This is a genomic window from Pseudomonas sp. WS 5412 (assembly GCF_012985615.1).
GTDB lineage: Bacteria > Pseudomonadota > Gammaproteobacteria > Pseudomonadales > Pseudomonadaceae > Aquipseudomonas > Aquipseudomonas shahriarae.
Map to the genome: position 1 here is coordinate 335,891 of NZ_JAARMB010000003.1, position 23,694 is coordinate 359,584.

The 23,694-nt window shown below is 61.1% G+C and carries 21 protein-coding genes; 9 read left to right on the forward strand and 12 right to left on the reverse strand.

The annotated features are described in order from the left end of the window. Nucleotides 1-4: 4 nt before the first annotated feature. Nucleotides 5-2,275 (reverse strand): bifunctional 23S rRNA (guanine(2069)-N(7))-methyltransferase RlmK/23S rRNA (guanine(2445)-N(2))-methyltransferase RlmL, encoded by a 2,271-nt coding sequence (rlmKL, locus tag HBR94_RS06555; RefSeq protein WP_057439518.1) that lies wholly within the window; start codon nucleotides 2,273-2,275, stop codon nucleotides 5-7. A gap of 534 nt (nucleotides 2,276-2,809) precedes the next feature. Here rlmKL and HBR94_RS06560 point away from each other — a divergent pair. After that, complete coding sequence (locus HBR94_RS06560; RefSeq protein ID WP_002553055.1) at nucleotides 2,810-3,025, forward strand: ribosome modulation factor; 216 nt, start codon at nucleotides 2,810-2,812, stop codon at nucleotides 3,023-3,025. A gap of 139 nt (nucleotides 3,026-3,164) precedes the next feature. Here HBR94_RS06560 and HBR94_RS06565 read toward each other — a convergent pair whose 3' ends face one another. From HBR94_RS06565 to HBR94_RS28940, 4 genes are all read right to left on the reverse strand, one after another. Further along, on the reverse strand, nucleotides 3,165-4,214 hold the full coding sequence (locus HBR94_RS06565) for a quinone-dependent dihydroorotate dehydrogenase (RefSeq protein WP_057960337.1): 1,050 nt from the start codon (nucleotides 4,212-4,214) through the stop codon (nucleotides 3,165-3,167). A gap of 90 nt (nucleotides 4,215-4,304) precedes the next feature. Continuing rightward, entirely contained in the window at nucleotides 4,305-4,769 is a 465-nt protein-coding gene (locus HBR94_RS06570; protein WP_170044407.1) for a transglycosylase SLT domain-containing protein, read from the reverse strand. Then, nucleotides 4,766-5,188, reverse strand: a complete 423-nt coding sequence (locus HBR94_RS06575; RefSeq protein WP_170044408.1) for a winged helix-turn-helix domain-containing protein — start codon at nucleotides 5,186-5,188, stop codon at nucleotides 4,766-4,768. The genes HBR94_RS06570 and HBR94_RS06575 overlap by 4 nt, the downstream gene beginning before the upstream one ends. A 194-nt stretch (nucleotides 5,189-5,382) precedes the next feature. After that, entirely contained in the window at nucleotides 5,383-6,252 is an 870-nt protein-coding gene (locus tag HBR94_RS28940; protein ID WP_262152992.1) for a secretin N-terminal domain-containing protein, read from the reverse strand. Nucleotides 6,253-6,498: 246 nt separating this feature from the next. Here HBR94_RS28940 and HBR94_RS06585 point away from each other — a divergent pair, with 246 nt between their 5' ends. From HBR94_RS06585 to cobA, 8 genes are all read left to right on the forward strand, one after another. After that, nucleotides 6,499-7,725: a CmpA/NrtA family ABC transporter substrate-binding protein gene (locus HBR94_RS06585; protein ID WP_170044410.1), complete on the forward strand. Its 1,227-nt coding sequence runs from the start codon at nucleotides 6,499-6,501 to the stop codon at nucleotides 7,723-7,725. Between the two features lie 13 nt (nucleotides 7,726-7,738). Then, nucleotides 7,739-8,314: an ANTAR domain-containing protein gene (locus tag HBR94_RS06590; protein ID WP_170044411.1), complete on the forward strand. Its 576-nt coding sequence runs from the start codon at nucleotides 7,739-7,741 to the stop codon at nucleotides 8,312-8,314. A gap of 246 nt (nucleotides 8,315-8,560) precedes the next feature. Beyond that, on the forward strand, nucleotides 8,561-9,772 hold the full coding sequence (locus HBR94_RS06595) for a nitrate/nitrite transporter (protein WP_057960340.1): 1,212 nt from the start codon (nucleotides 8,561-8,563) through the stop codon (nucleotides 9,770-9,772). Continuing rightward, complete coding sequence (locus HBR94_RS06600; protein ID WP_170044412.1) at nucleotides 9,772-11,439, forward strand: bifunctional protein-serine/threonine kinase/phosphatase; 1,668 nt, start codon at nucleotides 9,772-9,774, stop codon at nucleotides 11,437-11,439. The genes HBR94_RS06595 and HBR94_RS06600 overlap by 1 nt, the downstream gene beginning before the upstream one ends. Before the next feature lie 272 nt (nucleotides 11,440-11,711). After that, nucleotides 11,712-14,165, forward strand: a complete 2,454-nt coding sequence (gene nirB, locus HBR94_RS06605; RefSeq protein WP_120733858.1) for a nitrite reductase large subunit NirB — start codon at nucleotides 11,712-11,714, stop codon at nucleotides 14,163-14,165. Then, nucleotides 14,162-14,479, forward strand: coding sequence for a nitrite reductase small subunit NirD (gene nirD, locus HBR94_RS06610; RefSeq protein WP_057439522.1), 318 nt, complete (start codon nucleotides 14,162-14,164; stop codon nucleotides 14,477-14,479). Before nirB ends, nirD begins: the two co-directional genes overlap by 4 nt. Further along, nucleotides 14,479-17,187, forward strand: coding sequence for a nitrate reductase (locus HBR94_RS06615; RefSeq protein ID WP_170044413.1), 2,709 nt, complete (start codon nucleotides 14,479-14,481; stop codon nucleotides 17,185-17,187). The genes nirD and HBR94_RS06615 overlap by 1 nt, the downstream gene beginning before the upstream one ends. An 11-nt stretch (nucleotides 17,188-17,198) precedes the next feature. After that, on the forward strand, nucleotides 17,199-17,936 hold the full coding sequence (gene cobA, locus HBR94_RS06620; protein WP_170044414.1) for a uroporphyrinogen-III C-methyltransferase: 738 nt from the start codon (nucleotides 17,199-17,201) through the stop codon (nucleotides 17,934-17,936). A gap of 60 nt (nucleotides 17,937-17,996) precedes the next feature. On the opposite strand, the gene HBR94_RS06625 is transcribed toward cobA, so the two are convergent. From HBR94_RS06625 to HBR94_RS06655, 7 genes are all read right to left on the reverse strand, one after another. Then, on the reverse strand, nucleotides 17,997-18,977 hold the full coding sequence (locus HBR94_RS06625; protein WP_057444927.1) for an OmpA family protein: 981 nt from the start codon (nucleotides 18,975-18,977) through the stop codon (nucleotides 17,997-17,999). A gap of 107 nt (nucleotides 18,978-19,084) precedes the next feature. Beyond that, a complete protein-coding gene (gene sigX / locus HBR94_RS06630; RefSeq protein WP_057439524.1) occupies nucleotides 19,085-19,675 on the reverse strand; it encodes an RNA polymerase sigma factor SigX in 591 nt (196 codons plus the stop codon). A gap of 86 nt (nucleotides 19,676-19,761) precedes the next feature. After that, on the reverse strand, nucleotides 19,762-20,586 hold the full coding sequence (locus HBR94_RS06635; protein ID WP_057439525.1) for a mechanosensitive ion channel domain-containing protein: 825 nt from the start codon (nucleotides 20,584-20,586) through the stop codon (nucleotides 19,762-19,764). Nucleotides 20,587-20,588: 2 nt separating this feature from the next. After that, a complete protein-coding gene (locus tag HBR94_RS06640; RefSeq protein WP_038442312.1) occupies nucleotides 20,589-20,834 on the reverse strand; it encodes a hypothetical protein in 246 nt (81 codons plus the stop codon). Nucleotides 20,835-20,919: 85 nt separating this feature from the next. After that, a complete protein-coding gene (locus HBR94_RS06645; RefSeq protein WP_170044415.1) occupies nucleotides 20,920-21,915 on the reverse strand; it encodes a zinc transporter ZntB in 996 nt (331 codons plus the stop codon). A 23-nt stretch (nucleotides 21,916-21,938) separates the two neighbouring features. After that, nucleotides 21,939-22,430 (reverse strand): ribonuclease E activity regulator RraA, encoded by a 492-nt coding sequence (rraA, locus tag HBR94_RS06650; protein ID WP_029298280.1) that lies wholly within the window; start codon nucleotides 22,428-22,430, stop codon nucleotides 21,939-21,941. A gap of 229 nt (nucleotides 22,431-22,659) precedes the next feature. Beyond that, nucleotides 22,660-23,649, reverse strand: coding sequence for an alpha/beta fold hydrolase (locus HBR94_RS06655; RefSeq protein ID WP_057960344.1), 990 nt, complete (start codon nucleotides 23,647-23,649; stop codon nucleotides 22,660-22,662). Nucleotides 23,650-23,694 lie beyond the last annotated feature (45 nt).

Genomic DNA, 23,694 nt, shown 5'->3' on the forward strand with positions numbered 1-23,694 from the left:
TCGATCAGCGTGCGGTGATTTTCCAGGCACGATGGATTTTCGGGTTACGGGCAAAATCCGGATCAATGGTTTTATCGCTGATTTCCTCGACGGCATAGCGCTCGCCCAGGTTGTCTTCCAACTGGAACTTGCGGAAGTTGTTGGAGAAATACAGCACCCCGCCCGGCGCCAGGCGGGCCATGGCCAGGTCGAGCAATTGCACGTGGTCACGCTGGACGTCGAACACACCTTCCATGCGCTTTGAGTTGGAGAAGGTCGGCGGGTCGATGAAGATCAGGTCGAACTCATCACGGCTGGCTTCCAGCCACGCCATCACATCGCCCTGCTCCAGGCGGTTCTTGTCGGAGAAGCCATTGAGGGACAGGTTGCGGCGCGCCCAGTCCAGATAGGTTTTCGACAGGTCGACGCTGGTGGTGCTGCGCGCGCCGCCCTTGGCCGCGTGCACGCTGGCGGTGGCGGTGTAGCAATACAGGTTGAGGAAGCGCTTGCCGGCAGCTTCCTTCTGGATGCGCATGCGCATCGGGCGGTGGTCGAGAAACAGACCGGTGTCCAGGTAGTCAGTGAGGTTGACCAGCAGCTTCACCCCGCCTTCGCTGACTTCGGTGAACTTGCCCTGGGCGCTCTGGCGCTCGTACTGCTTGGTGCCGCTCTGACGCTCGCGGCGCTTGACCACCACACGGCTCTTGTCGATGTTCAGCGCCTGGGGAATCGCGGCCAGGGCATCGAACATGCGCGCCGAGGCTTTTTCCGGGTCGATGGACTTCGGTGCCACGTATTCCTGGACGTGCACCCAATCGTGGTACAGGTCGATGGCCATGGAGTATTCCGGCATATCGGCATCGTACACGCGGTAGCAATCGACACCCTCGCGCTTGGCCCACTTGCCCAGCAGCTTGAGGTTCTTTTGCAGGCGGTTGGCAAACATCTGCCCGCCTTCGCTCAAGCGCGCCTGCTCAACCACTGGCGCCGGTGCAGGCGCAGGTTTGATCGGGTTACCGTTCTTGTTGTACTGGCGCTCTTGCGGCTCGGTCGGGGCCTGGTCGTAGGCGGCCTGCTCACGTTCGGCCTGGCGCTGCTCCGGGGTGCGGCGCTCGCCGGTGACGAACTGGTCCGGGTTGACCTTGATCAGCAGCAGCTTGCACGGCAACGCGCCGTTCCAGAACGAATACTGCTTGTGGCTACGAATGCCCATGCGCTTGCCCAGGTCCGGGGCACCGGTGAACACCGCCGCCTCCCAGCCCATACACGCCTGGCGCAGACGCTCACCGAGATTCTGGTAGAGGTACAACAGGCTGGCTTCGTCACCCAGGCGCTCGCCATACGGCGGGTTGCAGATCACCAGGCCTTTCTGGTTCTGGTCCGGACGCGGCTCGAAGGTGCCAACTTCGCCTTGGTAAATCTTGATCCAGTGGCTCAGGCCGGCCCGCTCGATGTTGTTGCGCGCAGGCTGGATCAGACGCGGATCGGCTTCGTAACCGCGGATCCACAGTGGCGGCTTGTTCATACCGATGGCTGCACGCTCGCTGGCCTCGGTGTGGAGTTTTTTCCACAGGGCCGGCACGTGGCCGAGCCAGGCGGTGAAGCCCCACTGCTCGCGATTAAGGTTGGGGGCCATGTCGGCGGCGATCATCGCGCCTTCCACCAGGAAGGTACCGACGCCGCACATCGGGTCAGTCAACGCGCCGTTTTCAGCAGCAATGCGCGGCCAGCCGGCACGAATCAAAATTGCCGCCGCGAGGTTTTCCTTCAACGGTGCCGCGCCCTGCTGCAGGCGGTAACCGCGCTGGTGCAGGCTGTGGCCGGACAAGTCGAGGGAGAGGATCGCTTCGCCACGGTCCAGGCGCAGGTGAATGCGCAGGTCGGGGTTGATCTTGTCGATGGACGGGCGTTCGCCGGTCGGGGTGCGCAGCTTGTCGACAATCGCATCCTTGACCTTCAGCGCGCCGAAGTGGGTGTTGTCGATGCCCGAACCGTGGCCGCTGAACTCCACCGCCAGGGTGCCGTCTGGGACCATATGGTCTTGCCATTCGATATCCAGCACCCCGTGGTACAGGTCTTCGGCATCCTTCATCGGGAAGCGCTTGAGCACCAGCAGTACACGGTTGGCCAGACGCGACCAGAGGCACAGGCGGTAGGCGGTTTCCATGTCGGCCATGCCGCGCACAGCCGAGGTGTGCTCGCGGGCGTCTTCAAGGCCAAGCCCGACGGCTTCCTCGATCAGCAGGCCTTCGAGGCCCTTGGGGCAAGTGAGGAAGAGTTCGTAACGGTCCGACATGGGGATTCCAGGCTTTTCAGCAATAAGTGAACGGGCGACGCATCGCGCGTTCGGTTTTCAATCAAGCGCTTTTCTTGAAGAGCGCTCGCGTGGCACGAATGTGTGCCGTTCCACCCCGGTGTCCAGACCTGCAGGGCCTTGATTGCCGGGGCAGAGAGATAATTTGTGCAACAAAAGGAAATATTCTGACCCTTCGTCGAATAATAACCGACTGCAAGCGGCGGGTATTCTCACTAAAGGATTAAACCCATCCTCTATACAGGGCACATCATAGCTGGCTTTGCCCAATAAATGGGGCGAAAAGCCATCCCAGCTTATGGCTATAGCATCGTTATCGTTACGTGCTTATGACAAAACGATCATTGAAACCATGTGACCTATTGGTTAGAACTCAACACAGGTTAGCGCCACAACGACGCTGACACAGAGGCTCGCCACGCCGGCAGCGAGCCACACCAACGGCAGAAAAACTCTGCCCGGCCTCGGACGAGGCCGAAGGATATCAAGACAGTCAACAAGTGAGGGAAACACCCTATGAGAAGACTTAAGCGTGATCCGTTGGAAAGAGCATTTTTACGCGGATATCAGTATGGCGTTCATGGCAAATCCCGTGAGCTTTGCCCATTTACTCTACCGTCAGTACGCCAAGCCTGGATTAACGGCTGGCGCGAAGGACGCGGCGACAACTGGGACGGTATGACCGGCACTGCGGGGATCCACAGACTCAACGAACTTCACGCCGTCGGCTAATCAGGGCACTTAATTCCGACAACCACCTTGAAGAATGTAACAACTTAACCACGCACGCCCCATCCGGGCGGCGGGCTTCGGCCCAGGGGCTCCTTCGAGGAGCCCTTTTTTATGGGCTTGAAACCCCTGCGCAGCAGCTTCAGGGCTGCTTTGCAGTCCCACGTGGGGCAAGCCCGCTCGCCGCAATGGCGTCCACCGATTGGCGAATCAACGCTGGGCCCTTGTAGATAAACCCGGAATACAACTGCACCAGGCTGGCACCCGCGGCGATTTTCTCGGCGGCGTGCTTGCCTTCGGTGATACCGCCCACGGCGATGATCGGCAAACGCCCGGCCAACTCGGCCGCCAGCACCTTGACGATATGGGTGCTCTGGTCACGCACCGGCGCGCCGGAAAGCCCACCCGCCTCGTCACCGAAAGCCAGGCCTTCAACGCCGGCACGGCTGAGGGTGGTGTTGGTGGCAATCACCGCATCCATCCCCGCATCCACCAGGGCCTGGGCCACCAGCACGGTTTCTTCGTCGTTCATGTCCGGGGCGATCTTGATCGCCAAGGGCACGCGCTTGCCATGGCGTACCGCCAGGTCTTCCTGGCGCTGGCGCAGGGCTTCGAGCAGTTGCTTGAGCGAGTCGCCAAACTGCAGGCTGCGCAGGCCCGGGGTGTTGGGCGAGCTGACGTTGACGGTCACATAGCTGGCATGGGCGTAGACCTTGTCCAGGCAGAGCAGGTAGTCATCTACCGCACGTTCCACCGGGGTGTCGAAGTTCTTGCCGATATTGATCCCGAGAATGCCCTTGTACTTGGCGGCCTGGACCCGCGCTAGCAGGTGATCGACGCCCAGGTTGTTGAAACCCATGCGATTGATGATCGCCTCGGCCTCCGGCAGGCGGAAAATGCGCGGCTTGGGATTGCCCGGCTGCGGGCGCGGCGTGACGGTGCCGATCTCGACAAAACCGAAACCCAACTGCGCAAAGCCGTCGATGGCAGCGCCGTTCTTGTCCAGGCCAGCTGCCAGGCCCACCGGGTTGGGGAAATCGAGCCCCATCACCGAGACCGGCATCTTTGCCGGCGCCTTGCACACCAGGCCATTGAGCCCCAGGCGGCCACCCGCGCCGATCAGGTCCAGGGACAGATCGTGGGAAGTTTCCGGGGAGAGTTTGAACAACAGCTGGCGGGCCAGGGTATACATGGGCGGGCTTGACTCGGATGGCGGCGAAAGGTGGCGGCGATTATAGCCGGGGTGGCGGGTACGTGCGAGGCATGGCACACCGCCGGTCGATCATCCGCTTCGATGCTGCATCAACTCTTCGTAGCGCGCCCAGATCTTCTGCGCATAACGCAGGCGCAGCGCATCACGCTCGCCCCCTGCCCCTGGCCCGACGTTGTAGGCGCCCACGGCGGTCCAGTTGTAACCAAACTGCTTGATGAAGTCGGCCAGAATCGACGCCCCCACCTCCACCGACAGGCACGGCTCATCCAACAGACGCTGCTCGGTAATCCCCTGCTTGAGCAGGCGCGGCAGATGAATGCTGTTGATCTGCATCAGGCCGATGTCACGGCTGCCATTGTTATTGCTGTAGTTCATGGCCTCGGCGCGATAGCCCGACTCCACGGCGGCAATGGCTTGCAGTAACTCCGGCTCGATATCGTATTGGCGGGCGGCCTCGGCCCAACAATAAGCCCCGGCCTCACTCGCCTTGCCCAGGATAAGTAACAGCAGCCCCAGCCTGCAGGCTCGTTTCATGCCTGCTCGACAGCCGCTTCGGCGCACCAGCCACAGGCCGGGCAAGCACGCCGTGGAGCACCCGCACCTTGCGCTGCCTGGCCATGCCGCTCGAGCACCCTTACCCGGCCATTGAAGCGATAACCGCGGCCATACACTGTCGCGATCAACCGCCTATCGCCCTCCAATTGCTTGCGCAATGAGTAGATACAACGGGTCAGGGACTCTTCGGCGATGTCGATATGGGGCCAGACCTGCTCCAGCAGGTAGTCCTTGGTCACCAATACGCCGGGCGTGGCCAGCAACAAGCGCAACACATGACATTCCTTGGGGGGTAACTGAATGTCGCGACCTTCGGCGGTCAGCCGGCCATCACCCTGCAACTTCCAATGACCAAAGGCGAGGGAGCCCCTGACCAAGCCCTCAACTGCAGCAACCATGCAAACCTCTGTTCCTGTCTGACATACGCGGCGCCTTGAATATTGATATCGCACCGCCTGGAGATATCGCGACTATAGAAACCCGCAGCCAATTGCACGTTAGGAAAAAACCCTGTGCTTCGAAGTTTTCCGGGAGTGTTTCGTAGGAACTTTCGAGGTCAACAGCCCCCGTTCGTCATGGGTAATGCCTGCTTTCATTGCTCGGCGATACGAGCAAATGCACGCCGGACGCGCTCGTATTGATCAGAGCTCAGGGGGGTCGAAACAGAACCCATCACGGGAGCCGTGGGTATATCCAATTCAGCCACCAGTTCTTTGATAAACCGCAACTGCTGCGCGCTTCCCTTGATCAACAGGCTGTTGACCTGTGGGTAGGCGATTACCGCTGCGCCAGTGCCGGCCTTGCGCCCAAGCTCGGCAAGCCGACGCTCGACCAGCGTTGCCATGCCGGGCACGGTGATTTTTTGCAGCCCCATGTCGTACTGGTGGTCTGCCACGTCATGATTCAGCACCTGCACGACACCGACTTCCGGCAACGCCTGGCGCCGTGCCGGGCGTTGGCGGTCCATCAGTTGGGCCAGGCGCAATACGTGATCGACATAATTGGCGGGCCCGGACACATAAAACAATCGCGCACCGGCCTTGCGCAGCGGGTAGCGCGCCTCGTCGAGCCCCGCGCGCCGCATGACCACACGCAATCTGTCGACGCTCATGTGCCGCAGAATCACCCCGGAACTCTTGGCCTCGCTGGCGTCGTAGAGATGTAGCACCTGGCCGTCGCTGTACCAGATCAATTCGTGCTGCAACGCCACCGTCTCGAGGACCGCTTGCGCGTCGGCAAAATCAAATTGCCCGGTGATGCGCTTGCCCGCCGCCCGCTTGCTGACCACGATGGGCTGCCCCAAGGGCACCGCAAGCCGGGTGAAGAAGCCCGAAAGGCTTTCATCCAACGCCAGGTAGGTCGCGCCCATGGCTGGCAGGGCAGCGAGCATCAACAGCCCGCCCAGCAGCCAGCGCTGCAAAAAGGCAGTGCAGGTCGCTGCGATAGATTGATCAAGAAGCACGCGGGGTTTCCTGAAGGGTGTTGCCCGAAGGAGCGCCATAGTGAAAGGCCCGCGCAATGCAATCTTGATGAAAACCTGATCAACCACGGCTCGCCCTGCGCCGTGGCATGTGCCTTGCTTTGTCTTGTGTATCGCGGCCCGCGCCAACGACGGAACGGGCTCAAGGACAAAGGCGTCGTTACCTGCAGGAGGCTTGCAAGCCGCCCTACGGAACGACGCCTTTTTTCACACAGAAGGTAGGTGTTGATGAGTGATCAGGTGGGCAACAGCCAGGCCAATAACCCCCTGGCCTGGGTCAACGGCAGCGATGCCCCGGAAAAGAGCAGCCTCGACCTGGGCTTCATGGCCTTGAGCGATTGCGCCTCGCTGGTGGTCGCGGCGACCCAGGGGTTTGCCCAGCCGTACGGGCTGACGCTGAACCTCAAGCGCCAGTCATCCTGGGCCGGCCTGCGCGACAAGCTGGTCAGCGGCGAACTGGACGCCGCCCACAGCCTGTATGGCTTGATTTATGCGGTGCACCTGGGCATCGGCGGCGTGGCGCCAACCGACATGGCGGTGCTGATGGGCCTGAACCAGAACGGCCAGGGCATCAACTTGTCCCAGGGCCTGCAGCACCAGGGCGTGACCAGTCCTGAGGCACTGGCGCGCAAGGTGCACCAAAGCCGGACAAAACTCACCTTCGCCCAGACGTTTCCCACCGGCACCCACGCCATGTGGTTGTATTACTGGCTGGCCAGCCAAGGCATTCATCCGCTGCGCGATGTCGAGAGTGTGGTGGTGCCGCCGCCGCAGATGGTCGCGCACTTGCAGGCCGGGCGGATTGACGGCCTGTGTGTGGGCGAACCCTGGTGCGCCAGCGCGGTGCAGCAGAACCAGGGCTTTACCCTGGCCACCAGCCAGGCGATCTGGCCGGATCACCCGGAAAAAGTCCTGGGCTGCACCCAGGCGTTTGTCGAGCAATACCCCAACACCGCCCGCGTGCTGGTAATGGCGATCCTGGAGGCCAGCCGTTTTATCGACGACAGCCTGGAGAACCGCCGCTCCACCGCGCAACTGCTCAGCGCCAGGGAATATCTGGACGCCCCACTCGACTGCATCGAACCGCGCCTGCTCGGGGCTTATGACGATGGCCTGGGCAACCACTGGCAAGACGTGCACGCGCTGCGCTTCCATGGCGGTGGCGAGGTCAACCTGCCGTACCTGTCCGACGGCATGTGGTTCATGACCCAGTTCCGCCGCTGGGGCCTGCTGCGTGACGACCCTGACTACCTCGCCGTTGCCCGGCAGGTGCAGCAACTGGACCTTTATCGCCAGGCCGCAACGGCAGTGGGTGTGGCAGCCTGGGGCGCGGACATGCGCAGCAGCCAATTGATCGACGGCAAGGTCTGGGATGGCTCGGATCCGGCTGCCTACGCCCGTAGCTTCCGCCTGCATGCCCGGGCCGACGATGTCGTCCGCCACGCCTTGCGCTGATGGGAGGCCACCCGTGTTGCGAATCCTGCTGATCAATGACACCCCACGCAAAGTCGGGCGCCTTAAAAGTGCACTGACCGAGGCCGGTTTTGAGGTGATCGACGAGTCCGGCCTGACCATCGACCTGCCGGCGCGCGTCGAAACGGTGCGCCCGGATGTGATTCTGATCGATACCGAGTCACCCGGCCGCGATGTGATGGAGCAAGTGGTGCTGGTCAGCCGTGACCAGCCCCGCCCCATCGTGATGTTTACCGACGAACATGACCCCGACGTGATGCGCCAGGCAATCAAGTCCGGGGTCAGTGCCTACATCGTCGAAGGCATCCAGGCCCAGCGCCTGCAGCCGATCCTCGATGTGGCCATGGCACGCTTCGAGAGCGATCAGGCCCTGCGTGCGCAGCTGCAGGCCCGCGACCAGCAACTGGCGGAACGCAAGCGCATCGAGCTGGCCAAGGGTTTGCTGATGAAAATGAAGGACTGCAATGAAGAACAGGCCTACACCCTGATGCGCCGCCAAGCCATGAGCCGCCAGCAGAAGTTGATCCAGGTGGCCGAGCAGATTATTGCCATGAGTGAATTGTTAGGCTGAGACACACAACTACCCTCGCCCACTGTGGAAACGGGCTTGCCGCGATGGCAGTGTCCCGATTGGCGCAAGACTTGCAAACCAAACATCCCAGGTAACCAACGGCGGTTGCCCCTCCACGACAAAGACGTCGCACATCCGGTTTGCCCAGGCGAACCCGGTGGCGGCGTTTTTTCGTTTGGGTGGGGCGGCCTTCGCTGGCCGTTCCATCACCAGGCCTTCTACAAGATCCCCAATCTGAGGTGCGTGATGAAATCAAGCTTCTGGAAATCCGGGCACACCCCGACCTTGTTTGCCGCGTTCCTGTATTTCGACCTGAGTTTCATGGTCTGGTATCTATTGGGCCCGCTGGCGGTGCAGATCGCCGCCGACCTGCAACTGACCACCCAGCAACGCGGGCTGATGGTTGCCACACCGATCCTGGCGGGCGCGATCCTGCGCTTCTTGATGGGCATGCTGGCAGACAAGTTGTCGCCCAAGACCGCCGGCCTGATCGGCCAGGTGATCGTGATTGTGGCACTGTTCTGTGCCTGGAAACTGGGGATCCATAGCTATGAACAGGCGCTGCTGCTGGGGCTGTTTCTCGGCATGGCCGGGGCCTCGTTTGCCGTGGCCCTGCCGTTGGCCTCCCAGTGGTACCCCGCCGAACACCAGGGCAAGGCCATGGGCATCGCCGGGGCGGGCAATTCCGGCACGGTGTTCGCCGCACTGCTGGCGCCGCTGATCGCCGCCGCCTTTGGTTGGAGCAACGTGTTTGGCTTTGCCTTGATCCCGCTGGTCCTGACCTTGATCGTGTTCGCCTGGCTGGCGCGTAATGCCCCTGAGCGACCGAAAGCCAAATCCATGGCCGACTACTTCAAGGCCCTGGGCGACCGCGACAGTTGGTGGTTCATGTTCTTCTACAGCGTGACCTTCGGTGGCTTTATCGGCCTGGCCAGCGCCCTGCCCGGCTACTTCAACGACCAATATGGCTTGAGCCCGGTCACTGCCGGCTACTACACCGCCGCCTGTGTGTTCGGCGGCAGCCTGATGCGGCCCCTGGGCGGTGCCCTGGCCGACCGGTTCGGTGGGATCCGCACCCTGCTGGGTATGTACGGCGTAGCGGTGGTGTGCATCGCGGCAGTGGGCTTCAACCTACCGAGCTCCTACGCTGCACTGGCCCTATTCGTATGCACCATGCTTGGCCTGGGGGCCGGTAACGGTGCGGTCTTCCAGTTGGTGCCCCAGCGCTTTCGCCGGGAGATCGGCGTGATGACCGGGTTGATCGGCATGGCCGGCGGTATCGGCGGTTTCGCCCTGGCGGCGGGTATGGGCGCAATCAAGCAAAGCACCGGCAGCTATCAGTTGGCGTTGTGGCTGTTCGCCAGCCTGGGCGTGCTGGCGTGGTTCGGCCTGTATGGCGTGAAGCGGCGTTGGAGGACCACCTGGGGTTCGGCTGCCGTCACCGCAGCGCGGGTCTGATGAGCCTGCAACTGAGCGTGGCCCAGGCCAGCGCCATTGGGCCGCGCGCGGAAAACCAGGACGCCCTGCGCCTGGTCACCCCGGCCCCGGAGCTGGCCGCGAGCAAGGGCTATCTGTGTGCCATCGCCGATGGTGTCAGTCAATGCGCCGATGGCGGCCTGGCCGCGCGCTCGACCTTGCAGGCCCTGGCCCTGGACTACTACGCCACGCCGCAAACCTGGGGCGTGGCCCAGGCCCTGGATCGCCTGTTGCTCGCGCAAAATCGCTGGCTGCAGGCCAATGGCGGCGGCCAGCCGTTGCTGACCACCCTCAGCGCCCTGGTGTTTCGCGGCCAGCGTTTTACCTTGGCCCATGTCGGTGACTGCCGGGTGTATCGCTGGTTCGCGGGCGAGTTGCAGCGCATCACTGAAGAACATGTCTGGGAGCAACCGGGCATGCAACATGTGCTCAAGCGCGCCCTGGGCCTGGACCAGCATCTGGTGGTGGATTTTCTCGACGGTGAACTGCGCCAGGGCGAGTGCTTCCTGCTGCTCAGCGATGGGGTATGGGCGACCCTGGCCGATCACAGCATCCGCGCGATCCTGCGCGAACAGGCCGACCTGGATCTGGCCGTGAACACCCTGGTCAATGCGGCGCACCTGGCGGGTAGCCAGGACAATGCCAGCGCCCTGCTGGTGCGCATCGACCAGCTTGGCGCCGCGACCCTGGGTGATGCGCTGGTGCAGTTGCAGCAGTGGCCACTGCCGCCGCCGTTGAAGGCCGGGCAAGCCTTTGAAGGCTGGCAGGTGGAGTGCGTGCTGGCGCACAGTCGGCAGTCGTTGCTGTATCGGGTACGTGATACCCAGCAGCAAGCCTGGCTGCTGAAAACCCTGGCCCCGGGTCGCGACGATGACAACGATGCGGCCCAGGCCCTGCTCGCGGAAGAATGGTTTTTGCGCCGGGTGGCGGGACGGGCATTTCCTGAAGTCCATCCGGGCAGCGGGCGTCAGCATTTGTACTATGTGATGCGTGAATACAGCGGGCAGACCCTGGCCGAACTGTTCCAGCAGCAAGGCCCCTTGCCGCTGGCGCAATGGCAGTCCATCGCCGAGCGCTTGCTGCGGGCGGTGGGCATGCTGCATCGCCGGCAAATCCTGCACCGTGACATCAAGCCGGAAAACCTGCTGCTGGGGGAGGACGGCGAGCTGCGGGTGCTGGATTTTGGCCTGGCCTATTGCCCCGGGTTATCCGAAGACCGCGCTCACCTGTTGCCGGGCACCCCCAGCTTTATCGCGCCCGAAGCCTTCAGCGGCGAACGTCCGACACCGCAGCAGGATTTGTACAGCGTCGGCGTGAGCCTGTATTACCTGCTGACCGGGCATTATCCCTACGGTGAAATCGAAGCGTTCCAGCGCCCCCGCTTCAACACACCAGTCAGTGCCAGCCGTTATCGACCCGACCTGCCCGACTGGTTGCAGCAGAGCCTGGAACGCTCGGTGGCGGCACAAGCGGCCCAACGTTACGAAACCGCCGAGGAATGGCTGCTGGTGCTGGAACAGGCCGACCGCCGCGAACTGAGCCTGCGCCCGCGACCACTGCTGGAGCGCGAGCCGCTGAAGGTCTGGCAAACCCTGGCGTTGGTGTCGTTGCTGATCAATCTGCTGTTGCTGTATCTGTTATCCCTATAGGAGGCAGGTGCGCCAGTTGTGGGCATCCCGCCTTCAAATGGTGCGTAAAGACCTTGCAGCATCCACTAAAACCCCAGTAAACCCGGCGTTGCACGACTTGGCACAACCACTGCATTAGCTTCTGCAACACCCCCACATACAGCCCACCCTTCAACGACGAAGGTGGGGCTTTCCCGAGAGAACGGGACCAGGACAAAGGCGTCCTCGCTAGGCAACTAGCGGGACGCCTTTTTTGTTTGCGCGTGATTTGTCGAGCCACTGCGGAGAACGACATGAAGAAACTCAAACTGGTGATGATCGGCAACGGCATGGCCGGGGTTCGCACCCTTGAAGAACTGCTGAAGCTGAGCACCGAGCTGTATGACATTACGGTCTTTGGCGCCGAGCCCCATACCAACTACAACCGCATCCTGCTGTCGCCGGTGCTGGCCGGTGAGCAGACGTTCGAAGAGATCGTGCTCAACGACCTGGACTGGTACCTGCAAAACAACATCAAGCTGCTGCTCAACCGCAAGGTGGTGCAGATCGACCGGGTCAAGCGCAAAGTCATCGCCGAAGACGGCACGGAAGCCGAATACGATCGCCTGCTGATCGCCACCGGCTCGACCCCGTTTATCCTGCCGATCCCCGGCAATACCTTGCAGGGTGTAATTGGCTACCGCGATATCGCCGACACCCAGGCCATGATCGACACCGCCCGCACCCACAAGCACGCGGTGGTCATCGGTGGCGGCTTGCTGGGCCTGGAAGCGGCCAATGGCCTGATGTTGCGCGGCATGCACGTGACCGTGGTGCATATCGGCGAATGGCTGCTGGAACGCCAGTTGGACAAGACCAGCGGCCAGTTGCTGCAAACCGAACTGGAAAGCCGGGGCCTGGTGTTTCGCCTGTGCGAGCAGACCCAGGCCCTGCATGACGCCGGCAATGGTCGCGTGGGCTCGGTGCAGTTCAAAAATGGCGAGGTGATTCCGGCTGACCTGGTGGTGATGGCTGCCGGTATCCGCCCCAACACCGAGCTGGCGGAACAGTCCGGCATCCCGTGCAACCGTGGGATTCTGGTCAACGACACGATGCAAACCTACGACCCGCGCATCTATGCCATCGGCGAGTGCGCCAGCCATCGTGGGATTGCCTACGGCCTGGTGGCGCCGCTGTTCGAGCAGGCCAAGGTGTGTGCCAACCACCTGGCGCAGTTGGGCTTCGCCACTTACAAAGGCTCGGTGACCTCGACCAAGCTGAAAGTCACCGGCATCGACCTTTTTTCTGCTGGCGACTTCATGGGCGGCGAAGGCACCGAGACCATCACCCTTTCCGACCCTATCGGCGGCGTCTATAAGAAGCTGGTGATCAAGGACGACATACTGGTCGGCGCCTGCCTGTACGGCGATACCGCCGACGGCGGTTGGTATTTCCGGCAGATCCGTGAGAACCATGGCATTAGTGAGATCCGCGATCACCTGATGTTCGGCGAAAACGCCCTGGGCGATGTAGGCCACCAAGGTCAGGACAAAGCCATGAGCATGGCCGACAACGCCGAAGTCTGCGGCTGCAACGGGGTGTGCAAGGGCACCATCGTCAAGGCGATCCAGGAACAGGGCCTGTTCAGTGTCGATGAGGTGAAAAAACACACCAAGGCCGCCAGCTCCTGCGGCTCCTGTGCCGGGCTGGTGGAGCAGATCCTGATCAACACCGTGGGCGGCGCCGCCGACGTCAAACCCAAAAGCGAAAAAGCCATCTGCGGCTGCAGCGACCTCAATCACGGGCAAATCCGCCAGGCCATTCGCGACCAGCACTTGCTGACCATCGCCGACACCATGAGCTACCTGAACTGGCGTACGCCCAACGGTTGCGCCACCTGCCGCCCGGCACTCAACTACTACCTGATTTCCACCTGGCCGGGCGAAGCCAAGGACGACCCGCAATCGCGCCTGATCAACGAACGGGCCCACGCCAATATTCAGAAAGACGGCACCTACTCGGTAGTACCACGGATGTGGGGCGGTGTGACCAATCCTTCCGAGCTGCGCCGGATTGCCGATGTGGCCGACAAGTACAACGTGCCGATGGTCAAGGTCACCGGCGGCCAGCGCATCGACTTGCTGGGCATCAGGAAACAGGACCTGCCCGGGGTGTGGAAAGACCTCGATATGCCGTCCGGGCATGCCTACGGCAAATCCATCCGCACCGTGAAGACCTGTGTTGGCAGCGAGTTCTGCCGGTTTGGCACGCAGAACTCCACGCAACTGGGCATTGAGCTGGAACATGACCTGTTCAATATGTGGTCGCCCCACAAGGTCAAGCTGGCGGTGTCCGGGTGCCCGCGCAATTGCTCGGAAGCAGGGATCAAGGATGTGGGCATTATCGGCGTCGACTCGGGCTGGGAGATGTACATCGGCGGCAATGGCGGGATCAAGACTGAGGTCGCGGAGTTTTTCGTCAAGCTCAAGACCGCCGAAGAAGTACGTGAGTACAACGGCGCTTTCCTACAGCTGTACCGCGAAGAAGCCTTCTACCTGGAGCGCACCGTGCACTACCTGCAACGGGTGGGCATGGACCACATCAAGAAGGCCGTGCTGGAAGACCCGGCGCGGCGCCAGGCCCTCAATGAGCGCCTGCAATTCTCCCTGTCGTTTGAACAAGACCCGTGGAAAGAGCGCCTGGAGCAGCCGCTGCTGAAGAAGGAATTCGACACCATCGCCGTCAAACAGCTGGAGGTAGTGCTATGAACTGGCTGGATATCTGCGCCCTCGAAGAAATCAACTCCCTGGGCTCGCGCATTGTCAGTGGCCCGAAAGGGGAAATCGCGATTTTCCGTACCAGTGACGATGAAGTGTTCGCCCTCGATGACCGCTGCCCGCACAAGGGCGGGCCGCTGTCCCAGGGGCTGATCTATGGCAAACGCGTGGCCTGCCCGCTGCACAACTGGCAGATCGACCTGGCGTCCGGCGAAGCCCAGGCCCCGGATATCGGCTGCGCCCACCATCACCACGCCCGGGTGGAAAACGGCCGGGTGATGCTGGCCCTGCGGGACGCCGGTTGATGAAGCGCCAGGTCACGGCATCGACCTGCTGCTACTGCGGGGTCGGCTGCGGCGTGCTGATCGAGCACGATGGCACGCAGATCTTCGGGGTCAGCGGCGATCCGGCACACCCGGCCAACTTCGGCAAGTTGTGCAGCAAGGGTTCCAGCCTGCACCTGACCGGCGATCTGACGGCGCGGGCGTTGTACCCGCAGCTGCGCCTGGGCAAAGAGCTGGCCCGCGGCCGCACCGACTGGGACACGGCCCTGGAACACGCGGCCAATGTATTCGCCGACACCATCGCCGAGCATGGCCCCGACAGCGTCGCGTTCTATATCTCCGGGCAACTGTTGACCGAGGACTACTACAGTTTCAACAAACTCGCGCGGGCCCTGGTGGGCACCAACAATATCGACAGCAATTCCCGGCTGTGCATGTCTTCGGCAGTGGTCGGCTATAAGCGCAGCCTGGGCGCCGATGCGCCGCCGTGCAGCTACGAGGACCTAGAGTCCAGCGATTGCGTGATGATCGTCGGCAGCAACATGGCCTACGCCCACCCCGTACTGTTTCGCCGACTGGAAGAGGCCAAGGCACGCCGACCCGAGATGAAAGTGCTGGTCATCGACCCCCGGCGCACCGACACCTGCGACTTGGCGGATATGCACCTGGCGATCCTGCCCGGTACTGATGTGGCGTTGTTCCATGGGATTTTGCATCTGTTGCTGTGGGAAGACTGGATCGACCGCGACTTTATCCAGGCCCATACCGAGGGCTTGGTCGAGTTGAAGCGGCTGGTCCACGACTACACGCCACAGATGGTCACGCAATTGTGTGGGATCAGTGTCGAACAACTGCGCCAGTGCGCGCAGTGGGTGGGCACCTCGCCCAGCTTCCTGTCGCTGTGGTGCATGGGGTTGAACCAGTCCACCGCTGGCAGCGCTAAAAACAGTGCGCTGATCAACCTGCACCTGGCCACCGGCACCATTGGCCGCCCGGGTTGCGGGCCCTTTTCCCTGACCGGCCAGCCCAACGCCATGGGCGGCCGGGAGACCGGCAGCCTGTCGAACCTGCTGCCTGGCCATCGCGACGCCGGCAACGCCGAGCATCGCGCCGAAGTGGCCACCTACTGGGGGGTTGAACAACTGCCCTGCAGCACCGGCTTGACCGCCATTGAACTGTTCGAGCAGGTACAGGCCGGCAAGATCAAAGCGTTGTGGATCGCTTGCACCAACCCCGCGCAATCGTTGCCAGACCAGAACAACGTGCGCCAGGCTCTGGCCGCGTGCCCGTTCGTGGTGTTGCAGGAGGCCTTCCGCACCACAGAAACCGCCGCCTTTGCCGACCTGTTGTTGCCCGCCGCCAGTTGGGGCGAGAAAGAAGGCACCGTGACCAACTCCGAACGGCGCGTTTCCCACGTGCGCCAGGCCATCGCCCCACCGGGTGAAGCGCGACCAGACTGGGCGATTACCGTGGATTTCGCACAGCGCCTGGAGCGCCGCTTGCGTCCTCAAAAAACCGGTCTGTTTGCCTTTGAAACGCCCGCGCAGGTGTTTGATGAATACAAACAGCTGACCCGTGGTCAGGACCTGGACCTGTCGGGACTCAGCCACGCCCTGCTCGACCGCATCGGCCCGCAGCAATGGCCGTTTCCCGCAAAGGCCCAGGCCGGCACGCCACGGCTGTACACCGATGGCGTCTTCCCGACCGCCAGTGGTCGTGCGCAGTTTGTCGCTGATCCTTATCGCGCCGCCAAAGAGCAGCGGGACGCGCGCTTTCCACTGACCCTGATCACCGGCCGCCTGCGTGACCAATGGCACGGCATGAGCCGTACTGGCACGGCGGCGCAACTCTTTGGCCATGTCAGCGAAGCATCGCTCAGCCTGCACCCGGACGAATTGCGCCGGCACCGTTTCAAGGAAGGCGACCTGGTCAACCTCAAAAGCCGTCGCGGCAAGGTGGTTGTGGCGGTGACCAGTGATGACAGCGTGCGACCCGGCCAGGCGTTCCTGCCGATGCATTGGGGCGATCGCTTCCTTAAGGGTGGCGTCAATACGCTGACCCAGCCGGCGTTCGACCCACTGTCGAAACAGCCGGAACTCAAACACAGCGGCGTACGCCTGGAAGCCGTGCAATTGCCCTGGCACTTGTTCGCGCTGATCGAGGGCGATGTGCAGCAACACTTCGAAGCCTTGCGCCCCCTTTGTGAGCAGTTTGCGTACGTCAGCCTGAGCCTGACCGGGCGTGAGCGGCCGGCCCTGCTGGTGCGGGCTGCCCATACCGAAGCACCGGACCTGCAACTGCTCAACAGCATCGACCGATTGCTGGGCCTCAATGACGGCCCGGTCATGGCCTATGACGACCCGCGACGTTCCATCGGTAAACGGGTAAGGATCGAGAAAGGCCGGATCACCGCGATCCGCCTGGCCGGCGAAACCCTCGCCCGCTACTGGCTGCAAAGCCTGTGGCTGGAAGGCCGCGCCGACGAACAGTTACGCCGCTGGCTGCTGGCACCGCTAAGCGCGCCGCCCGGTGGTGGAACGACCAGCAATAGAATTCTCTGCAACTGCAAAAACGTCAGTGAAAGCGCGATATGCGCCGGCATCGGCCGCGGCCTGAACCTGGACGGGCTGAAACAAGTATTGGGCTGCGGCACGCAATGTGGCTCCTGCGTCCCCGAAATCAAACGGCTATTGGCAAGCACCTCGCAGCCAATCGCTATCAGTGTGTGAGGGCAATACCTATGAATGCAAAAGTCTGGCTGGTGGGCGCAGGCCCAGGTGATCCGGAGTTGTTGACCCTCAAGGCAGTACGGGCCCTGCACGAGGCCGATGTGGTGCTGATTGATGATCTGGTCAACCCGGCGGTACTTGAGCATTGCCCCGGTACGCAGGTGATTACCGTCGGCAAGCGCGGGGGGTGCCGTTCCACACCCCAGGATTTCATTCATCGCTTGATGCTGCGTTATGCGCGCCAGGGTAAATGCGTGGTGCGCCTGAAGGGCGGCGATCCGTGCATTTTCGGACGCGGCGGCGAAGAGGCCAGTTGGCTGAAGGAGCGAGGGGTCAGCGTGGAGTTGGTCAATGGCATCACGGCCGGGCTGGCGGGTGCAACAAACTGCGACATACCGCTGACACTGCGGGGAATCAGTCGTGGCGTGACGCTTGTCACCGCCCATACCCAGGACGACAGCAGCCTTAATTGGCGGGCACTGGCCGAGGGTGGCACGACACTGGTGGTCTACATGGGTGTGGCGAAGCTTGCAGAGATTGCCCAGCAGTTACTGGAAGGAGGCATGGCCGCAGATATGCCGGTGGCCATGATCGAGAACGCCTCGATGCCCCAGCAGCGCGAATGCCGCAGTTCCCTGGCGCGCATGCAGGAGGATGCCCAGGGGTTTGCCTTGAAGAGCCCAGCCATCCTGGTGATCGGCGCGGTAGCAGCCACAGCCGTGGAAGCCGCCTTGCTGGCAAGCGCCTGAGGCAAATGGCAGGCGAAAAAAAGCCCGGCCTAAGCCGGGCTTTTTTCTAGCACTCAGTAATTACTGAGCTTGAGCTTCAACCGACGCTTCTACACGACGGTTAACAGCGCGACCAGCTTCAGTTGCGTTGTCAGCAACTGGGCGGGATTCGCCGTAACCAACCGAAGTGATACGGCTAGGAGCTACGCCATCTTTAACCAGGACTTGCTTAACAGCGTCAGCACGACGCTGGGACAGCTTCTGGTTGTAGGCGTCTGGACCGACGGAGTCAGTGTGACCAGCAACTTCTACGTTGGTAGCTGGGTACTGAGCCATGAAGTCGGCCAGGTTTTTCACGTCGCCGTAGCTGTTAGGCTTAACAACGGCCTTGTCGAAGTCGAACTTCACGTCCAGCTCAACACGAACAACCTGAGCAACCGGAGCTTCTGGCTCTGGAACTGGCTCTGGAGCTGGTGCTGGGGTAGGAGCTGGAGCAGCTGCGCCAGCGTTACCGCCGAAGTTTACGCCCAGGCCGACCAGTGCGGAGTAGTCCCACTTGCCGTTGTCCAGACCGTAGTCAGCTTCAACACCGGCACGAGCGTACAGGTTGTTGGTGAAGTAGTACTTAACGCCGGTACCAACGGTAGCGAAAGTAGTCTGATCGCGACCGGTGTGGCCGTCAGCACGTACGTTGCCACGGCTCTGGTGACCGAAACCACCTTCTACGTATGGACGCAGGGAGTCGACGCCAGCTTGACCGAAGTGGTACTGAGCAACGAGGCTGCCGGTATCACCTTTGATCTTCTGGTTGCCAGTACCGTCAGTCGAACGGGTGTGGTTGGTCTTGTCGTAGGACAAGTTCAAGGACAGGTCGTCGGTCAGGAAGTAACCGATGCGAGCGCCAGGATTGAAGCCGTCTTCGATGTGCTTGACGCTATCGTTGTACTGCTTCTTGTAGAACAGCTCGCCTTCAACTGCGCCTTGGCCTTGTGCCAGAACGCCGAAAGAAGTAGCGGCAATAAGAGAACCAATGGCCAAGCCCAAGGTGTTTTTCAGTTTCATCCGTTAAATCCCCATCTGGTGATTGTAAAGCAGTCCCACATACCGGGGGACAACTCGGCGACAAGTCTAACAGAACTTGCCTACACGTAAGAGATATTTGCACCGAACTAAGTTTCAGTACTGTCCGCAAATTTCTCACGTAATTTATCAAGAGCACGTTTGTAACGCATTTTTGTAGCACTCAAACCCATATGCATAATGTCAGCAATTTCCTGAAATTCCAGTTCCGCGACAAATCGTAGCACCAGAATTTCCCGGTCAATTGGGTTCACATGCACCAACCAGCGATCAAGCCCGCCCTTCTCCTCGGGTGCCGGCGTCTTTTCTTCAGACGCCTCCTCAAGGGGGTCAAGGCTCAACGCGTCCATCAAGCGACGCTTTCGCCGTTCCTTACGATACTGCGTGATGCACTCGTTGTACGTGATGCTGTAGAGCCAGGTTTTGAACTTCGATTTACCCTCGAAGTTCTTCAGGCCATACAACACCTTGAGCATCACTTCCTGACAGACATCATCCGCATCACGATCGTTCCCTAAATACCTTGAACAAACGTTGAACAGAGTGCGTTGATACCTGCGCATCAATTCTTCGTACGCGCGTGTTACGTGAAACAGCTCCGTGTGCGCGCGCGCGACCAACTCCTCATCAGAGAGCTCACGGGGGTCATAGCGCGTGGACAGCGTTTGGGCTTTATTCAAAACAAGTCGTGCCGACAGTCAGGTCAATGTCCGCCACAGCCTGGATACCCAGGTTTGCGGCGGCGTACATTAGCAGGGTTACCGGGTTAGCGGCTATTGACCTGCTGTTCCAGCAGAACCCGATTGGACAGCGACACTAGTTCGCCATCATCGGTCAGCACCGTGGTTTTCACCGTACCGATCTCTTCAATCTGCCCTTCGACCTCGCCAACACGCACGTGTTGCCCCACCTGATACAACTCACGCACATAAATTCCCGCAAGAATCTGCCCGGCAATTCCCCGGCTTCCCAACCCCATGGCCAGCGCAACGGCCAGACCAACGGTAATCAAAACGATCACAATCACATGGTTAAGCAGGTCAGTCTTGACCTCCAGCTGGCTGATCGCCACCGAAATACTGATGATGATCACCAGGCCCTGGGCAATTCGCCCCAGGCCGCCGGCATAGTCCAGGCCTACACCCTCGGCAGCGCCGCGCACCAGCCCATTGGCCAGTTGCGCCAGCAACACACCCACCAGCAACACCAGCGCGCCGCCGAATACTTTCGGCAAATACAGCGCAAGCATGTCGAGCGTAGCTGAAACTCGCTCAAGTCCAAGTGATTGCGCCGCAGAAACCAGAAAAATCAGCAAAACAAACCAATAGACGATCTTGCCGATCAGCGTCGAGATCGGCACTTGCAGCCCGGCGCGCCCCAGCAGCTTGGTCAACCCGGTGCCAGCCATCAGGCGATCGAGGCCCAGCTTGGCGAGTAATTTGGAGAGCAGGGTGTCGAGCAGCTTGGCCACGACAAAACCCAGCAATACCAGCACCAGCGCACCAAACAGGTTGGGAATGAAATTCGCCACCTTGGTCCACAACGCAGTCATTGCAGTGACCAGACTCTGTGTCCAGAGATCAAGTTCCATATTCAATCAGCCTTATCAGCAGTGCGAGCAATAGGTTTACGACGAGAAACAGGTGATACATGGGCCGAACCATTGTTCAGCGCCATCATCAGTGCCGGCACCCAGCGGCCGAGCAGACCAAACAGGTCGCCCGCGCCTACCTGGCGATTGGCGGTTTTCAGTACGCGGCCCAGGCAAGCATCGTCGTCACGGTTGGACGGCGAAGCGTTAAGCATGTCACGCAAAGACTGTTCAAACGGATCGTGCATAGGGACCTCTCGCAAGTGAATTAAAAGACGAGGGCAAAATTCGTCGGGTCACATGACCTCTCCCAGCGTTCAGGTCACGTTCAGGTCAAACCCAGCGTAAACGTCGAAACAACCACCACTGTCCAAGGGCCACCGACACCATCAACAGGCAGGCCACCACGAATCCATAAGGACTCTCGGAGAACGGAATCCCCCCGACGTTGATCCCCAGCAAACCGGTCAGGAAACTCATCGGCAAAAAGATCCCGGTGATGATCCCGAAGCGGTACATGGTGCGGTTCATACGCACGCTCAAACGCCGATCCTCGGCCTCCAGCACCAGCCCCACGCGCTCCCGGCTCAGTTCCAGCTCTTCCAGGTAACGGGTCAGGCTGTTATTCAATTCATTCCAATAGTCGGCATCGTCATCGACAAACCAGGGCAATTTTATGCGTGTCAGTTGCGCAAAAATATCCCGCTGCGGAGCCAGAAAACGCTTGAGCGCAGCAGCACGCCGACGGATCTGCAGGACGTTGCCATGTTCCGGTGTATACCGTTCGTCGGCATCCAGTTTTTCTTCTTCAATATCGACGATTTCAGACAGGTCGCTGACCAGATCCTGCACTTTATGAGTCAGGTACTGCGCCATGTACAAGATCAGCTCGGAAGCGCTCTTGGGGCCTTTTCCATCTGCCAACTGCACCAGCAACTCGTCGGTGGCGCGCAAGGGTCGCAGACGCAAGGAGATGACCCGATCAGCCGCGGCAAAGATACGCACCGACACCATGTCTTCCGGCTCAGCCCCCGGATTGAGGTTGATCCCGCGCAGAAACAGCAGCAACTCGTCGTCTGGCAACGGCAACAGCCGCGGGCGGGTGTTCTCCTCCAGCAGCAGGTCACAGGCGAATTCACTCAGGCCACTGGATTTGCGCAACCAGGTCTGGGTCTGGGGGTGACTGCGGTCCCAATGCAGCCACAGGCTTTCCTGGGGCTGCAGTTGCAGGTCGTCAAGCTCGGTCCGGGCAATCGAACGCGCACCACCTTTACCGTCCAGCACCAGGGCATGCACCAGCCCCCACTGCGCGTTTTCTTCCTCGAACATCCTCACCCCATCGACTACTGCGGTTATTCCGGCATTTTCAGCGGGCTGGGCGAAACAATCACGCCGTTATTGTCGGCGTAGACATATTCGCCCGGACGGAATGTCACGCCAGCAAAAGTCACGGCCCCGCCCAGGTCGCCCACACCCTGGCGATGACTCTTTTTCGGGTGGCTGGCCAGGGCCTGCACGCCCAGGTCGGTCTGCGCCAACACGTCAACGTCACGCACACAACCGTAGATCACCAAGCCTTCCCAGCCATTTTTCGCCGCTCGATCAGCAATCATGTCGCCCAGCAAGGCGCAGCGCAGCGAACCACCACCGTCGACCACCAGCACTTTGCCGGTGCCGTCCAGCTCAGCCTGTTCCTTGACCCGGGAGTTGTCTTCAAAACACTTGACGGTCACGATCTGGCCGCCGAAGGAGTCCCGGCCACCAAAGTTGGCGAACATCGGCTCCAGCACCTGCACCAGGTCCGGGTAGGCGTCACACAGGTCGGGGGTAACGTAATGGTTCATCGAGAAGCTCCTGTCGGTGAAAGAAGGTGTCGAACATCCACAGCTACATCAGGAAAACGCATCGCAAGGGGCATTCTTTAAGCCCTGCCACTGCGCGGGCGACCATGATCAGACCCACCAGACCGTAACGCAATAGCCACTGCGCGACTGAATATGACCAAAACATCCCGAAGCGTCATATCTTAGCCGCAAGCCACCGCGAGTGAAACGCCCTTGGCAGAGCCTTTTCTCAGACGCTCTCGAGCACAGGCGCCTGCGAGCCGACCAAAGGTGTCAGTGGATCATTCAACCAACGCTGCACCAGTGGCCATACTTCGGCCTGGGCGGCTTTGCTGACCAGCATTTCGACATGCCCGAAATCACCGCTGAACCCCTGCTTGCGCCCCAGGCACAGGTATTGGCGGTGCTCGCTGCCGACCTGGTCAAACAGCTTGCGGCAGGCCCAGTCCGGGTCTTGATGATCGCCTGCGGCACTCACGGCCAGCAGCGGCACATCGACCTCAGCCAGGCCTTTCCACCAGTCGCGCTCGGCATCGCCAAAACGCCCGAACAAACCGTGCCAGCGCATGCTTTCCAAGGCCAGGCCGATGGGCTCATCTTCCGGCCCGCGCTTGAGCCGCGAACCGGAGAGTTGGGCAAAACGCTTCAGAATCAAGCGCCCGCCCCACTCCACCGGCGGAATTTTCAACGGCCAGTAAGTACGACTGACCTGGCAGCCAAACAGCGCCACCGACGCGACAGCCGGCGCGCCCAGATACTGGCCACCCAAGGCTGCCGCCAAGGTCGTACCACCCAGCGAGTGGCCGATCCAGTGCGGAATCTGCGCGCTTTGCTCACGCACAAAAGCGGCGATGGCTGGCAAGTCGTAACGAGCATAGTCGGCGACGCGATTCTTGGCGTAGTCGTGGTTGCGTCGGGAAAGCCCGTGGCCGCGCATCTCCGGGATCCACACATCAAAGCCCTGGCGCGCCAGGTACGCCCCCAGGCCAATACCTTTGGGCGAATACCAGAACCGCCGATTGGAAAAGCTGCCATGCACCAACACCACCGGTATGCCACGGCTTTGCGCGACATCGGCCAGGCCCAGGCGTGTCACCGCCAGTTCTACGGTGCCATCCGGGCTGTTGCCAGGCTTGAGGCGATAGACATCTTCACTCAGGTCGCCACGACGCTCAGCGCTGATCAAGGCGACGGGAAACAGGTTGCTGCTGCTTTGCATAATGTTCTTGCACAAAAAAGGGCGGCGTCCGGTAGGAGTTCCGCC

Bases quoted from the DNA above. Each gene is read 5' to 3' on its own strand.
- rlmKL (WP_057439518.1), bottom strand. From the start codon at position 2,275: ATGTCGGACCGTTACGAACTCTTCCTCACTTGCCCCAAGGGCCTCGAA.
- HBR94_RS06560 (WP_002553055.1), top strand. From the start codon at position 2,810: ATGAGAAGACTTAAGCGTGATCCGTTGGAAAGAGCATTTTTACGCGGA.
- HBR94_RS06565 (WP_057960337.1), bottom strand. From the start codon at position 4,214: ATGTATACCCTGGCCCGCCAGCTGTTGTTCAAACTCTCCCCGGAAACT.
- HBR94_RS06570 (WP_170044407.1), bottom strand. From the start codon at position 4,769: ATGAAACGAGCCTGCAGGCTGGGGCTGCTGTTACTTATCCTGGGCAAG.
- HBR94_RS06575 (WP_170044408.1), bottom strand. From the start codon at position 5,188: ATGGTTGCTGCAGTTGAGGGCTTGGTCAGGGGCTCCCTCGCCTTTGGT.
- HBR94_RS06585 (WP_170044410.1), top strand. From the start codon at position 6,499: ATGAGTGATCAGGTGGGCAACAGCCAGGCCAATAACCCCCTGGCCTGG.
- HBR94_RS06595 (WP_057960340.1), top strand. From the start codon at position 8,561: ATGAAATCAAGCTTCTGGAAATCCGGGCACACCCCGACCTTGTTTGCC.
- HBR94_RS06600 (WP_170044412.1), top strand. From the start codon at position 9,772: ATGAGCCTGCAACTGAGCGTGGCCCAGGCCAGCGCCATTGGGCCGCGC.
- nirB (WP_120733858.1), top strand. From the start codon at position 11,712: ATGAAGAAACTCAAACTGGTGATGATCGGCAACGGCATGGCCGGGGTT.
- nirD (WP_057439522.1), top strand. From the start codon at position 14,162: ATGAACTGGCTGGATATCTGCGCCCTCGAAGAAATCAACTCCCTGGGC.
- HBR94_RS06615 (WP_170044413.1), top strand. From the start codon at position 14,479: ATGAAGCGCCAGGTCACGGCATCGACCTGCTGCTACTGCGGGGTCGGC.
- cobA (WP_170044414.1), top strand. From the start codon at position 17,199: ATGAATGCAAAAGTCTGGCTGGTGGGCGCAGGCCCAGGTGATCCGGAG.
- HBR94_RS06625 (WP_057444927.1), bottom strand. From the start codon at position 18,977: ATGAAACTGAAAAACACCTTGGGCTTGGCCATTGGTTCTCTTATTGCC.
- HBR94_RS06635 (WP_057439525.1), bottom strand. From the start codon at position 20,586: ATGGAACTTGATCTCTGGACACAGAGTCTGGTCACTGCAATGACTGCG.
- HBR94_RS06640 (WP_038442312.1), bottom strand. From the start codon at position 20,834: ATGCACGATCCGTTTGAACAGTCTTTGCGTGACATGCTTAACGCTTCG.
- HBR94_RS06645 (WP_170044415.1), bottom strand. From the start codon at position 21,915: ATGTTCGAGGAAGAAAACGCGCAGTGGGGGCTGGTGCATGCCCTGGTG.
- rraA (WP_029298280.1), bottom strand. From the start codon at position 22,430: ATGAACCATTACGTTACCCCCGACCTGTGTGACGCCTACCCGGACCTG.
- HBR94_RS06655 (WP_057960344.1), bottom strand. From the start codon at position 23,649: ATGCAAAGCAGCAGCAACCTGTTTCCCGTCGCCTTGATCAGCGCTGAG.